This window comes from Pedobacter sp. GW821-FHT01D05 (genome assembly GCF_059422505.1).
In genome coordinates, this window is the sequence record NZ_JBWKXA010000010.1 from 17,715 (window position 1) to 32,442 (window position 14,728).

Annotated in this window: 9 protein-coding genes; 5 read left to right on the forward strand and 4 right to left on the reverse strand. The window is 37.5% G+C overall.

Annotation, left to right across the window (positions count from 1 at the left end):
- Positions 1–111 precede the first annotated feature (111 nt).
- The 4 genes from bamA to murI all read left to right on the forward strand — a co-directional run bounded on the left by bamA (position 112) and on the right by murI (position 5,022).
- Entirely contained in the window at positions 112–2,655 is a 2,544-nt protein-coding gene (bamA, locus tag AC07VK_RS24030; RefSeq protein WP_492954913.1) for an outer membrane protein assembly factor BamA, read from the forward strand.
- A gap of 100 nt (positions 2,656–2,755) precedes the next feature.
- Complete coding sequence (locus tag AC07VK_RS24035; protein ID WP_121283542.1) at positions 2,756–3,286, forward strand: OmpH/Skp family outer membrane protein; 531 nt, start codon at positions 2,756–2,758, stop codon at positions 3,284–3,286.
- A 63-nt stretch (positions 3,287–3,349) separates the two neighbouring features.
- Entirely contained in the window at positions 3,350–3,928 is a 579-nt protein-coding gene (locus tag AC07VK_RS24040; protein ID WP_057932778.1) for an OmpH/Skp family outer membrane protein, read from the forward strand.
- Positions 3,929–4,203: 275 nt separating this feature from the next.
- A complete protein-coding gene (gene murI, locus AC07VK_RS24045; protein ID WP_492960660.1) occupies positions 4,204–5,022 on the forward strand; it encodes a glutamate racemase in 819 nt (272 codons plus the stop codon).
- 467 nt (positions 5,023–5,489) lie between these two features.
- Here the strand turns inward: murI and AC07VK_RS24050 are convergent, their stop codons facing one another.
- The 4 genes from AC07VK_RS24050 to AC07VK_RS24065 are packed head-to-tail and all read right to left on the reverse strand — an operon-like array spanning position 5,490 to position 12,222.
- Positions 5,490–6,632, reverse strand: a complete 1,143-nt coding sequence (locus AC07VK_RS24050; protein WP_492960662.1) for a cytochrome-c peroxidase — start codon at positions 6,630–6,632, stop codon at positions 5,490–5,492.
- Positions 6,633–6,635: 3 nt separating this feature from the next.
- Positions 6,636–8,165: a DUF6850 family outer membrane beta-barrel protein gene (locus tag AC07VK_RS24055; protein WP_492960664.1), complete on the reverse strand. Its 1,530-nt coding sequence runs from the start codon at positions 8,163–8,165 to the stop codon at positions 6,636–6,638.
- A gap of 5 nt (positions 8,166–8,170) precedes the next feature.
- Positions 8,171–9,511 (reverse strand): DUF4876 domain-containing protein, encoded by a 1,341-nt coding sequence (locus AC07VK_RS24060; RefSeq protein WP_492960666.1) that lies wholly within the window; start codon positions 9,509–9,511, stop codon positions 8,171–8,173.
- Between the two features lie 2 nt (positions 9,512–9,513).
- Positions 9,514–12,222, reverse strand: a complete 2,709-nt coding sequence (locus AC07VK_RS24065; RefSeq protein ID WP_492960668.1) for a TonB-dependent receptor — start codon at positions 12,220–12,222, stop codon at positions 9,514–9,516.
- A gap of 231 nt (positions 12,223–12,453) precedes the next feature.
- Here AC07VK_RS24065 and AC07VK_RS24070 point away from each other — a divergent pair, with 231 nt between their 5' ends.
- Positions 12,454–14,355 (forward strand): amidophosphoribosyltransferase, encoded by a 1,902-nt coding sequence (locus tag AC07VK_RS24070; RefSeq protein WP_057932784.1) that lies wholly within the window; start codon positions 12,454–12,456, stop codon positions 14,353–14,355.
- The last annotated feature ends 373 nt before the right edge of the window (positions 14,356–14,728 follow it).

Sequence of the window (14,728 nt, forward strand, 5' to 3'; positions counted from 1 at the left end):
CTTAGCACCACTTTTATACGATAAATGAAACCATAATAAGGGAACAACGTAAAGAAATTTTGCTTTATAAAATATCGTTACCTTTTGGCCATTACTGAACAAATAATTTTAATGAAAAGAATATTTCAAGTTTTAATCCTACTAGTTTTAGCCGCTCCGGCCTTCGCTCAAGTACGTCCACAAGGTCAGGCACCGGTAACCCCTTCTTTAAAGGTTGGTGGCTTAGATCTCGATTATTTTAGTCCAAAAGAATATATTATTGGTGGTACCACGGTAACAGGAACCCAATATTTAGATAAAGAAGTTTTAATTACCTTATCTAAACTAACTAAAGGCGATAAAATCGTTCTTCCCGGCGAGGCAACTTCTGATGCGATTAAAACACTTTGGGCACAGGGATTGTTTGATGATGTTAAACTTAATATCGAAAAGTTTGTTCAGGATTCGGTTTATTTTGAAATTGAAGTAGTGGAACGCCCGCGTTTAAGTTCTATCGATTTAAAAGGTATCCGTAAATCTGAAAAAACAGCTATCCAAGAAAAGCTAAATGATAAAACAGGTAAAATCGTAAACGATAACCTGTACAATACCACCTCGGCCATTGTTAAAAAATACTTATTGGATAAGGGCTTTTTCTTTACCCAGATCGATTACAAAACACGTAAAGATCCGAATGCAGAAAACAGTGTGGTATTAGAAGCAAACATCGATAAAGGTCACCGTGTTAAAGTACAGCATATCGATTTTACCGGTAACAAAGATTTTAAATCAGCAAAACTTAGAAAATACCTTAAAACCCCTAAGCAATTTACCTGGTGGCGCTTTTGGGGCTCTGGAAAATTCGCAAAAGAGAAATACGAAGAGAACAAGGTAAAAATGATTGCCAAAATGCACGAGAAAGGTTATCGTGATGCTGAATTATTAAAAGATACCATTTACCAGCATAACAAGAAAAAGGTCAACATCAGAATGGACCTTTACGAAGGGAAAAAATATTATTTCGGTAATATTACCTGGGCCGGTAATGCCATTTATCCGGATAGTATTTTACAAAAAGTATTAACCATCGAAAAAGGTGATGTTTTTAGCGAAGAAAAATTAAACAAAAAATTAAACGGCGGTGGCGAAAACGGTGGCGACATTAACAGTATGTATACCGATAATGGATATTTAACTTTTAATATCGATCCGGTACAGACCAAAATTTATGGCGATACGGTTGATGTGGAATTACGCATGTACGAAGGACCACAGTATACCAACAACCGCATTACTTTAAAAGGTAATACCATCACAAACGATAAAGTTGTTTTACGTGAGATCCGTACCAAACCAGGACAGAAATTTAACAAAAGTGATTTAATCCGTACCATCCGCGAAATTGGTCAATTGGGTAACTTCGACGAGTCTAAAACTGTGCCTACACCTCGTCCTAACCCGGCAGATGGTACCGTAGATATTGAATATGCCGTAGAAGAGAAACCTTCAGATCAGATTGAGCTATCAGGTGGTTTTGGTGGTGGCCGTATCATTGGTACCTTAGGTTTAACCTTCAATAACTTTTCTTTACGTAACTTATTTAATTTAAAAGCTTACAAACCATTGCCAAAGGGTGATGGGCAGAAATTAAGCTTACGTGGACAAACCAACGGTAAATATTACCAATCGTATAGTTTCTCCTTCTCTCAACCTTGGTTTGGTGGCGAGAAACCGGTAAGTTTTGGTGTGAGTGCATTTACTTCATTACAATCTAATGGATTAAGTTCAGATAATGCGCAGTTTCAAAAAATACGTTTAAATGGGGTAACGGTTAGTTTGGGTAGAAGATTAAACTGGCCAGATAACTATTTCCAGTTAAGCCACGCGGTTAGTGTACAGCAATACATCTTAAATAACTATTCAGGATATTTATTCAATACAGGTACATCTTACAACATAAGCTTATCACAGGAGATTAGCCGCGATTCAAGAGATTCGCCAATCTTCCCTAAATCTGGATCTTTCTTACGTTTCACCATTCAGGCAACACCTCCGTTTTCATTGTTAAATAAAACAAACTACGCAACGGCATCAGATAGGGAGAAATATCGCTTTACTGAATATCATAAATGGAAATTCGATTCACAATGGTACCAACGTGTAGCCGGTAACCTGGTAATCAAAGCTCAGGCCCAGTTTGGTTTCTTAGGGCAATATAACAAAGCAGTTGGCCAATCAGCATTCGAGCGTTTTAAACTCGGTGGTGATGGTATGCAGGGATTCGATTTCTTGCAGGGATCTGAGCTGATCGCGATGCGTGGTTACGCAAACAATGCTGTTATCCCGAACGGTTCCGATCCGGCCGTGGCACAGCAGTCAGGTAGCCCAATTTATACCAAATATGTATTAGAGGCACGTTATCCCGTTATTGCAAGCCAACAAGCCACAGCATTTGTTTTGGCCTTTGCTGAAGCTGGTAACACCTGGAACAGATTTGGTGATTTTAATCCTTTCAACGTGAGAAGATCAGTGGGGGTAGGTGCAAGAATCTTCCTTCCTATATTTGGTTTGTTGGGTATCGATTATGGACATGCGTTTGACACCATACCTGGACTATCAGATGGCGGAAAGCAAAATTTCACATTTAGTATCGCACAACAATTAGGTGGATTTTAATTGATAAAGAACAAAAATTTAACTAATTATGCAATAAATCATTGCAATAGGAGTTTAAAGAAAGCTTAGGTTATTAACTATATCATTAACACACACACAAATGAAAAAATATCTTTTTATCGCATTCCTGCTTTGCACTTCTTTCGGTGCCTTTGCACAGAAGTTTGCTTATGTAGACACGGAGTATATTTTAAAGCATTTACCAGAATATAAATCGGCACTAAGTCAATTAGATGTTGCCTCCAAACAATGGCAGCAACAGGTAGATCAGAATTTTTCTGAAATTGACAGGATGTACAAGGCCTATCAGGCTGATCAGGTTTTATTAACCGATGATATGCGCAAGCGCCGTGAAAACGAGATTATAGAAAAAGAAAAACAAGCTAAAGAATTTCAGCGTTCTAAGTTTGGGCCAGATGGGGATCTTTTTCAAAGCAGGGTAAAATTAATTAAACCCATTCAGGATAAAGTAGCCGAGGCGATTAAACAGATTGCAAAATCTAAATATTTAGACTTTATTTTCGATAAGAGCAGTGAAGCAACTATGATGATTTATGCAAGTAGCAGTTACGATGTTAGCAATGACGTAATTGTAAAATTAGGTTATAAACCAGGGACTGTAAATAATTAGTATATTCGCCCCTGATTTTTGAAGAAAAACAATTAGAAAAAAATAAAAAAGTAAAATAAAACGATGAGAAAGTTAATTAACGTATTCTTTGTAGCAGCAGGGTTATTGTTTACAGCGAATATGGCAAGTGCACAACAAAAATTGGGTCACATTAATTCTGAAGAGGTATTTGCAAATTTACCAGAGGCTAAAACAGCTCAAACTACTTTAGAAACCTTAGGTAAACAAAAGCAAGCTGATATTGATGCAATGATCAAAGAATATCAAAGTAAAATGGCTGCAGCAGAAGCTAAGCAAAAAACTTTGAGTGAGGCAAACAAAGAAACAGTGGGTAAAGAATTACAAGCTGCAGGTCAGGAATTACAGGATTTAGAAAAACGCATTACCGATGCGCGTACTAAAGCTTCACAAGATATAGGTACTAAACAAGGTGAATTATTCCAACCTATCCAGGCTAAAGTTGCAACTGCAATTTCTGCTGTAGCTAAAGAAAAAGGTTTAGCTTACGTTTTCGATATCGCAAACGGACAAGGTGGTAACAATTTAGTTTTCTGGGATGGTGGTGATGATATTACTGCTTCAGTAAAAACTAAATTAGGAATCACTGCAACTGCTGCAAAACCAGCAGCACCTAAAAAGTAGTTCTGAATCGGGAGTAAGGAGCGCAAAATCTCCTTACCAATTCAAAATATAAAGCGGAATTAAGTTTAACTTAGTTCCGCTTTTTTGTTTCAGGATTTTCGTCATGCTGTTCCGAAGTTTCTGGATCAGTATCTTTGATATCTAACTTAAGCGGAGTAGATCCTGAAACAAGTTCAGGAAGACGATCGTTTTAACATACTAACTAACACTAAAACATTCCAATTTTCAACTAACTTTACACCTTTCTAACATTCCAATTTTCCAACATCAAAGGCATGCAAAACTCTTCGCCCATAGGTATTTTCGATTCAGGTTATGGTGGTTTAACTGTTTTTCGTTCTATTGCCGATAAATTGCCCGATTACAATTATATCTATTTGGGCGATAATGCCCGTTCGCCCTATGGCGACCACTCTTTCGAAACCATTTATAAATATACTTTAGAATGCGTAGAATGGCTTTTTGCTAAAGGATGCCATTTGGTTATTCTGGCCTGTAACACCGCATCTGCAAAAGCGCTTAGAACAATCCAGCAGATAGATCTTCCTGCTAAGTATCCCGATAGAAGAGTGCTTGGTGTAATCAGGCCCACAGCTGAGGTAATTGATGGTTATACGCGTACCAAATCGGTAGGGGTAATGGGAACCAGGGGTACGGTTAATTCTCAATCCTATCTTTTAGAAATCAATAAATTTTTTCCGGAGATTAAGGTTTACCAGCAAAGCTGCCCGATGTGGGTTCCTCTGATCGAAAATAACGAACACTTACAACCCGGCGCAGATTTTTTTATCAATGAATATTGTGATCAGTTATTGAGCCAATCGGCAGCTATCGATTGTGTGTTACTGGCTTGTACGCACTATCCTTTATTAATGCCTAAACTGAAGAAGGTATTCCCCGATCATATAAGCGTTTTAACGCAAGGCGAGATTGTAGCCAATAGCTTAGCTGATTATTTAAAACGACACTCTGAGATCGAAGGAAAATTAGCCAAACAGGGCGAAAGACATTTCTATACCAGCGGTGATCCTGCAGTTTTTAATGAACACGCCTCTATTTTTTTCGGGGAGCCCTTGAAATCGGATAAGATGTGATGGATTGTTAAATAGCCAGATTGTTTGATTGTTGACGGCCAATAGCCAGCTGGAATCGGTTAACTGTCAAATGCAGATTATAACTGGCAACCGATATCTGGTTAGTAGTGTTCACTAAGGTGAAATGTTAACGGATTGAGGATGCTCTTTGGCAAAGCTATGCGCTTTAAAACAGGTAGGAATGTGTTTTAAGATCATTTTTGATCGGGTGTGCTTCGTACTTGCTGGCAGACAGCATCGGCCCTGGCTCACCTAAGAAAGCCCCAAAGCAGTGTCTGGCTTTACCTTTTAGGTAACCCCAGGGTAAAGAAAAGGTAAGCCTGGGGTTATCTTGGGGTTAACCTGGTAGCAACAAAGGGTAAAGAACAGGTAAAGCAGGGGTAATTAAATACAGTCCTTTCGCTGGCTGTTTTATACTGAATGTTGTTTAACTGCCTCCAAACGCCCAACTCAATACTCCAGGCTAATTACTGTGGCAATTGCGCTACCCTGGTCAGTACGGTAGGAGAAGATAATGCTTCTAAAAAGGCAACAACTGCATCTTTTTCTGCACTACTCAATTTTAACCCTTTTAATAACTTATCGTTTTTAGGGAGTAAAGGATCGTTTACCTGTTCCGGTTTTACACGTTGTACCGGCATGCCCACATTGTACATGTTCATTACGCCATCCATATCAGGGAATAAACCATTATGAAACCATGGAGCTGTTTTCATAACGTTTCTGAGTCCGGGGGTTTTGAACTTGCCTACGTCTTCTGGTTTCTTGGTTACATTGTATAACCCTAAATCTTCATATTTACGGCCATAATAGGTTAAACCATCATTATGAAATTCGTTGTCGGTAAAAAATGGTCCGTTATGACAATTGATGCAGCGTGCTTTGGTGCGGAATAAATGTAAGCCCACTAATTGTTGATCGGTCAACGCTTTTTTGTCTTTCGCCAGGAAACGATCAAAAGGAGTTCTTCTACTCACTATGCTGCGTTGAAAAGTAGCCAGACTTTCGAAAATCCTTTTATTGGTAATTTCTTTTGAGCCAAATGCAGCGGTGAAAAAAGGTTGATAACCTTTAATTTTACTGAGTTTTTTGGATAAAACTTTCATGTCCTGGTGCATCTCGTTATGGGCCGCCACCGGACTGCCGGCCTGTTCTTCTAAACTGTTTGCCCTGCCATCCCAAAACAGGCGTTTGTAAAACCAAACATTCTCCAGTGATGGTGCATTTCTGATATTGGTTAAATGATCGTGACCTACAGAAACCTGACGGCCATCTGTCCAATGCAAATCTGGTGCATGGCAACTTGAGCAAGAAATCTGGTTTGAACCCGACAAACGCGGATCGAAAAACAAAATTTTACCCAGCTCCACTACATTTTTTACCGAGTCGTTTTTTAAATCGACAGGAGAGGGTGGAAGTTCGCCCAATTCCTGAAAAACAGCACCCTGATCTACCGTAGGTTTGGGCCATTGATCGGTAGGTTTTGAATAAACTTTGCGCAGGCTATCTATGCTCAGTTCATCATCGTCGTTGTTAAAATCGGCTGATTGAAAAGAAAATAGAATTAATCCGGTAAGGGCTAAAGCAAGAAGGGCAAAAATTTTATTCATGGGTTAAAAATAGAGGTTTAGGGCTAAATTGAAATCAAAATAATTTTTGCCCGGGATAAAGCTTGCATCTAAATTTGATGTTGGCGTTCCTAAGTTTCTGAAATAGGTAGATTTAAAAGAAACTCCTGTTCGGAATTTATTGATTAATTTTTCTGTGGTATAATTAACTAAAAATTGTAATTCCCCAACATTGCTGCTCCAGTATAAATAATCTGGATAGGCCACCCCACGTGTAAAAATATTTATCTGAGTTGTTGGAACAATTACATCAGAATTAATTGGAACACGTGCTCCTACAGAAAGTTCAGTTGATAAAAAATCACCTTTTAACTTATTCCAATATATCGTTCCGCCAATTTGTGGATTTATATAGCTATACTGTAAAGTGTGGCTAGCCGCGGCATCTTTCTGATACAAATCCTTATAATTTGCTTTAGCAAACCAGGCAACGGCATTGTTATTAAATTGTGGTTTAAAATGACTGTAACTTAAACTAACATCAGCTACTTTTAAGGTATAGTTTCTTGCATTTAAACGCACCAGATTATCATCGCCTGTGTTCTGACTTGCTTCAATTGAAACTTGATGATTGGTTTTATTAATCCTTTTGTTCAGGACTAAATTTATTTTATAAGTTTCTAACTGATACGTTCCGAAATCCTGATCGTTTATGGAGTTATCTTTAACAACTTGATTTACTTCTTTAGAAACCAAATAGCTCAACTTTCCATTCATATTCCAATCAGAAAATTTTCCCGAATAATTTAATTTTAGTCCTGTGTAAGTATTTCTTCTTATGAAATTTGTAGTATTGATTTCTAAAAATCCATAACCAAAATTTAAATATGATATTCTGTCAGGGTAAAGTTGTGAGCCGCCGTAATTATCATTTTTATAACCAACCTCAATTTTTTCGTCACCATAACCTGCTATTATTCCTAAACCAATCGTGCTTTTTTTAAGTTTTAATGCTATTTCTGGGCTAAAAACTATCTTATATGTTGTTACCAATGATCTTGGATCTACTGATCTAGCGCTAGAATTGTATAGGTAATCTATTCCTGTTCCAATGAAAAGTTTATCCTTTAAAAGGTTATAAGATATTAAACCACCACCCAGGTATTTCTGGCGCTCAAATGTACCTGCTTTACCAGCAATAAAATAATACGGGGTGTAGTTGTCTTCAATTCCTTTTTGACTAAAAGCTAGGCTATCCTGCCAGGTTCTGGCAAATGAGAAATAGCCATAAAGCTTAAAACGATCTATAGTGCTAACCCCTTCTGTAGCAAAAGACGCGGAACTTGATTTTTCAGCTTGCTGTGCTTGTCTGAAATGGCCTTTTTGATAATTGTAGTTCAATCCAAAATATGCTGCTTTTTCAATATCAGTATTATGGAGTTGAGTAATGCCCCACTTTAAAGATTGGAAATTTTGGTCTGCCTGTTTATCCAAAAAGATACTATCTGCAGTTGTTTGTGCACAAACAACTGCAGAAAAGAATATGATAAAATTGATTGTTATTAGAAACCTCACTTTTTTTACTTAAAAACGGTTTTTGTTGGATCTGCAATAGTCAGATAATCAAAATCTGCTGTTGAGTTATTGGTGTCTTTTAAGATTCTTCTACCGCCGGCTGTGGTTGAAGTTTTACGGATTACCGACTGCGATGAATAAGAACCTCCTGCGGTAAAAGTAAAACCGGCATCTACGGCATCAGGAATTCTTTTTGCAGCACGGCTGGCAGTTGTAGTATGTGCAATATCTATCCCATCTATAATTAAATTTATTGGAAGCTGTAAATATAGCTTTGTTGAGCTAGTAATTGCAGTTGCTTCAGGCTCAGCATATGCCATTAATAATGAAGGATTTGTGTTTGTTTTGAAAATAACAACTGCCTCATATCCGTTCGAATTAAAAACCATATCGCTGATATACCCTGTATTAAGAACTTTTAAGTTTGGAACTAAAGGATTGTCTATGTCAGAAGCATACGGGGTATTACCAGCTATATCTCCATAATAGACTTCAAAATCTGCCTTACTCAGGTCAATTGTTAAACTTGGGTCTTTTACCGAATATGCTGTTCCCGTTGGTCCAACGTAAGAGGCTTTGTGATTAAGTGCATTCTGAGCAATGATAATACTTGTGCCTGGTTGCACAGGGTACGTTTTACCTGTACCCTGAATCATATATAATGTTTTCAAATACACATAATCGGTATTAGGATTGGCTGCTTTCATATTCAATGAATTGGCCCAGTTAAATTGTCCATTAGATTGAAAAGCGGGTTGTGTTACATCTACGCCTGATACTTTTGTGCTTTTTCCATGCACCATAGAAATGTATAGGCTATCAGCATACAATACTTCATTAGAATTGTTAAATATTTCTATAAATTGATCTCTAAAAACTGCACCATTTGTGGTACTAGAGCCACCATAATAAACCTGTTTAATTACCCAGTTGCCTAGAGTTCCTGATTTTAATGTTATGGCTAAAGCCCCATTACTTGCTGTAACATTAGTTTCTAAACTGCCATTAAATACAATATCTTGAACAATATATGTTCCTGTGAGAGTGGTATAGTCTGCTGCCTTAATGGTTAAGCTTGCTACAGCGCTGTAATTTCCAGGGGTTATGCTTGCAAAAACAACTTTACCATCTTTATCTGCCTTGGCTTTATTTATTGTGCCATCCATTTTATTGGTCAAGGTAATCTCAGTTCCGGTTAAAGATAATCCTAGATCTTTTGTCGCTGCATCAAAGCTTAATTGAAAAGTAGCTTGGACCGGTTGCACTTCATCAAGGGCATTTTTTTTACAAGCTGCCAAAAATATAACCAGGCAGGCTAAGAAGGGAAGTAGGGATTTTTTCATCATAATTAAAATTTAATTGATAATTCTGCTCCAACGCTTGTTGGATATGAATAGGTGGTAACTGAATTGGTATCAGGGTTATAGTATCTATACCTGACATTTAAAAAATTATATGCGTTTACTGATATTCTTAAATTCTGTTTGATTTCTTTTGAAATGCGAATAGACATGTTTACGTATGAAAATGGTAGTCTGGTTTTGCTGTTTGCGGCTGATGTTAAGCTTAAGTAACCATATTCGGCGTTATTTCGGTCAAAGGCTGGAATATCATGTTTTACCATATCGATATCGTAATAAGCTATTGGTAAATAGCTATCTGCAAGCGTTTTACTTACGGTTTGCCACGAGATATCAGCAAGAAGATTAACTACAAAACCCAATTTCGGAATATGTGTAGTTGCACTAAATTTGCTCATTAAATTCCAATTATAATATTCATTGGCTGGGTAAATTCCAAACCAGGCTACTTTTCCTAAATCGATATTTGCCTGACTAGTTGGTATTACCCTCTGAGCCGAATTATGATATAGACTATAATTAAAAGAAGTATTTAAACTAAAGCTGGTTTGGATTGCCTCAATTTTTTTAAATGATAAGGACCATTCTAAACCATAGTTTTTAGAATCTAAATCGTTACCAACAGTATTAATACCAACATACCGCCTACTGTAAGAGCTATTTGGAGTTACAATAGGCCTGGCTCCTTGTACATAGGTATAATCGTATTCAGGAAGTACATATGTTTTATAAACTGTATTATCGCTAAAACCGTTAAAATCGTGTTTATAATAACCAAATAAAGAGGTGCTGAAAAGTGGTTTGGTCATTTTAAAGCCTAACTCGAACTGATTAGATTGACTCGATTTCAGGTTACTGTTATCAGCAACAATGCGGTCTGTATAAACAAGAAGGATACTTTCATTTACATATCCGGTGTATTTATTAAGGAGAATCAAATCAATGTAAGTTGGCGCCGGGTAACGATGGGCAAGGGTAGGACCTTTGGTTGAGATTCCATAAGCAGTGTTAACCTCAATATCATTACTTAGCTTGTAATTCGCACTTAATCTTGGTTGGATATTTCCCTGCTGATTTTGTACATCATACCTCAGTCCCAGATTGAAATTTAGATCCTTTTTGAAGAATTTAAATTTGAAATTATCTTGTAAATAGGCACCATAATTAATAATATCAGGTAAGCTCTCAAAATCGTATGGCCTATCATTTTGATAAGCTGTATTTGCCCACCTCGGTTTTGATGGATCTACAATTACTCCCATTCCTGCATTTCGTGAATAGTAAGCATTACCACCTATAGTAATTTGATGTAGTAACTTTCCGGTATAGATTTCATTTGATAATCCAATGTTCCCATTAAAATTTAGCGGTTTACCTGCTATGTTTTCTACAGATAAATAGTTTCCTGGGATAAAATAGCCTTCATAAATTTCTCCAGAGGTATCCTTATCGGTTATCCCTTTAGTAGCGCCATTTAAATATCTTTGGTTGTAAGTTTCTTGATAACCCGAGCTATATCCTAAACTCATGTTTAGAGATTTAACAACATTATTGTTGATGTTAAGAGAGGTTCGATTGCTTACGCTTAAATTTCTAGACTTTGAATAGGTTCTAATTTCAAATCCATCATCAGGATCAATTTTTACATTATCAATTTTATAACTATAATCAATAGATAATGTGTTTTTTAATCCTTTAAGTAAGTAACTTGTCCACATTATGTTACCGCTTAAGCGATCGTATACTTTGGTTTTATCGCTTGGATTTTCATTTGAATTAAGATAATTGGCGCTGAAATTTAGTGCACCCCATCTCTTATTGAGTTTATAGCCTTTAGAAAGAGAGAAGTTAGTTGAACCACCATTAATTCGCGCACTGAATTGATAAGGCGTTTTTCCTGCCTGCCTGTTTATGATTATAGCGCCATCAGTTAAATCTCCGTATTTAGCAGGTGTAACTCCTTGTATTACCTCTACGCTTTCAATGTTATCAACGGGGATGTCTCTTAAATCTAAGCCGCCAAATGGGGTGTCAAAGCTGCCATATGGTACACTATTAATTGTAGAGCCAACACCCCATTTACTTACATTTTTATTTTGCATGTTGGCATTGTTCGATTGCTGAATATCATCTATAATAATAGCAACACCCAATGAATTGCTCAACGATTGTATTCCGGTGGCCTCACTGCGTAAGGTAATCGTTTGTGGGTTCTGTAAATCCGGAGCAACTAATTTTTTGCCGGGTAAATTGTTTAATACGTCGGCTAAACTAAATGCTTGAGTCTGTTCAAGTGCCTGCCTGTCAAAAACAATAGATGAGTTGGAGTTTTGGGTTTTTCTTACTTGGTTTACCTCCACATCTTTAAGTGTAAGGCTTAAATCCTGCATTCTAAAAATTAAAGAAGAGGCCGCACTTGCGAAAGGAAGTTTAGCTTCGATGGCTTTTTTACCAACATAATTTATTTTAAATTCGAAATCGGTTAACTGAGTTTTTGATGGAATGGAAAAGCTGAAATTGCCCAACGTATCAGTATAGGTATATCTTTGGATATTGGTAAGATTAACAATAGCGAATGGTATTGGTTGATTTTTTTCGTCAACGACCTTACCCTTTAAAACAACATTTTGTGCTAATGCAACTGATGCATACCCGCAGATAATCAACACAATAAAAACTTTTAAAAACTTTCTCAAACCCTGTAATCTTAATTAGACTAATTCTAATGATTCTGCAAAGATGGGTTTTTGCCGGTTTTTAACAAAATTATTTAGATTAATTCTAGATAATTTAACATTTGTAGCCTAATTCTTACAATTGTGCGCTGTTTTAGTTGAATCAAAATAACGTCATGGTGACAAAAGAAAACACTTTTGTTTAGGTTGTAATGGTTTAAAAGGATAACTTTGCGGCTTCAAACCCACACAATGAGTGATCAGATAAAACACGAATGCGGAATCGCTTTTATTCGCCTGTTAAAACCACTTTCTTACTACCAGCAAAAGTACGGTACAGCACTTTACGGCCTTAACAAATTATACCTTTTAATGGAAAAACAGCATAACCGGGGCCAGGATGGCGCGGGTATTGCCACCATTAAGCTGGATATGAAACCGGGCAGTAGGTACATTAGCCGATACCGGAGCATGGCATCTAATGCGGTAGCAGATATCTTCGAATATGTACAGAACAAATTTGTCGATATCCAGGAAAACACGCCTGAATTAATGCAGGATACAGAATGGCTCAAAAACAACGTAAGCTTTATCGGCGAGGTGTTAATGGGCCATTTGCGTTATGGTACGCATGGTAAAAACAGCATCGAAAATTGCCACCCTTTTTTAAGGCAAAACAACTGGATGACACGTAACCTGGTAATTGCGGGTAACTTCAACATGACGAATGTAGATGAGTTATTGGAGCAATTGTACGAGTTAGGTCAACATCCAAAAGAAAAAGCAGATACTGTAACGGTATTAGAAAAAATCGGTCACTTTTTAGATGATGAAAACCAGGAGCTTTTCGATCAGTATAAAAAAGAAGGGCATGATAACGTTGCGATTACGCACAAAATATCAGATAACTTAGATATTGCGAACATTCTTCGCCGCTCAGCCAAAACATGGGATGGAGGTTATTCGATCTGTGGTATGGTGGGTAATGGCGATTCGTTCATTATGCGCGATCCGGCAGGTATCCGTCCGGCGTATTACTATTACGATGATGAGATTGTTGTAGCGGCATCGGAAAGGCCAGCTTTACAAACCGCATTTAATATCCAATTTAAAGATGTTAAAGAGATCGATCCCGGGCATGCTTTAATTATTAAGAAAAACGGCGAGGTAAGCATGGAGCAGTTCCGCGAGCCTACCGAAAGATTATCGTGCTCGTTCGAACGCATTTATTTCTCAAAAGGAAGTGATGTTGAAATTTACCGTGAGCGTAAACAGCTTGGTCGCTTATTAAGCGATAAAATCCTTCAGGCTGTTAATTACGATTTAAAAAATACCGTATTCTCATTTATTCCAAATACGGCAGAAGTAGCCTTTTTTGGAATGGTTGACGGTGTTCAGCAATATGTACGCAGGCACCAGAAAGATATACTTTTACATAAAAAAGAAACATTAACCGATCAGCAGCTTGAAGACCTGTTATCTTTAGCGCCCCGGGTAGAAAAGCTGGCGGTTAAGGATGTAAAACTGAGAACTTTTATTACCCAGGACGCAGACCGTAGCGAAATGGTAGCACACGTTTACGATACTACCTATGGTATTATCAATAACCACCAGGATACTTTAGTCGCACTTGATGATTCGATTGTGCGTGGTACTACCTTAAAACAGAGTATCATTAAAATTGTTGACCGTTTACACCCTAAGAAAATCATTATTGTTTCTTCTGCACCTCAGATCCGCTACCCTGATTGTTATGGTATCGATATGAGCAGAATGGGGCAGTTCGTTGCTTTCGATGCGGCTATTCAACTGTTAACGGAGCGTGGTATGTGGCAGGTGATAGAAGATGTTTACACGAAATGTAAAGCCTCATTACTTTTACCTAAAGAGGAAATTGTAAATCACGTTAAGGAAATTTATAAACCGTTTACGCCAGAAGAAATTTCGGCTAAAATTGCACAGATTATTACGCCAAAAGGTACTGTTGCTGAGGTTGAAGTAATTTATCAAAGTTTAGAGAACCTGCACGAAGCTTGTCCGAAAAACAAAGGTGACTGGTATTTCTCCGGAAATTATCCAACCCCGGGTGGAAACAAAGTGGTAAATAAAGCTTTTGTTAACTGGAAAGAAGGGAATAACCAAAGGGCTTATTAAGCCCCTAAATCCCCTAAAGAGAATGAATAACAAATAGCCCATAGTAATATGGGCTATTTTTTTTGCACTTATTACTGCTGATAAAACTGGATAAGAGTCCTTCGACTCCCCATTGACAGATTCCAAAAGAAAGGTCGTCATTGCGAGAAGGAACGACGAAGCAATCTTTCATGCTGGTGATCCTTGCCATAAAGATTGCTTCCCCGAATAGTCGGGACAGGCTGTCGGCTGAAAAAGCCTTCTCGCAATGACGATACTTCCAGGAGATTTATGGTGTTGCTACTGCTTTTTCCTACCTAAACCTGACATTCGCGTAAAGCCCGGAGCGAGGAACGAGTGAGGACTTGAAGCATTGGCAGGACTAACGATAATA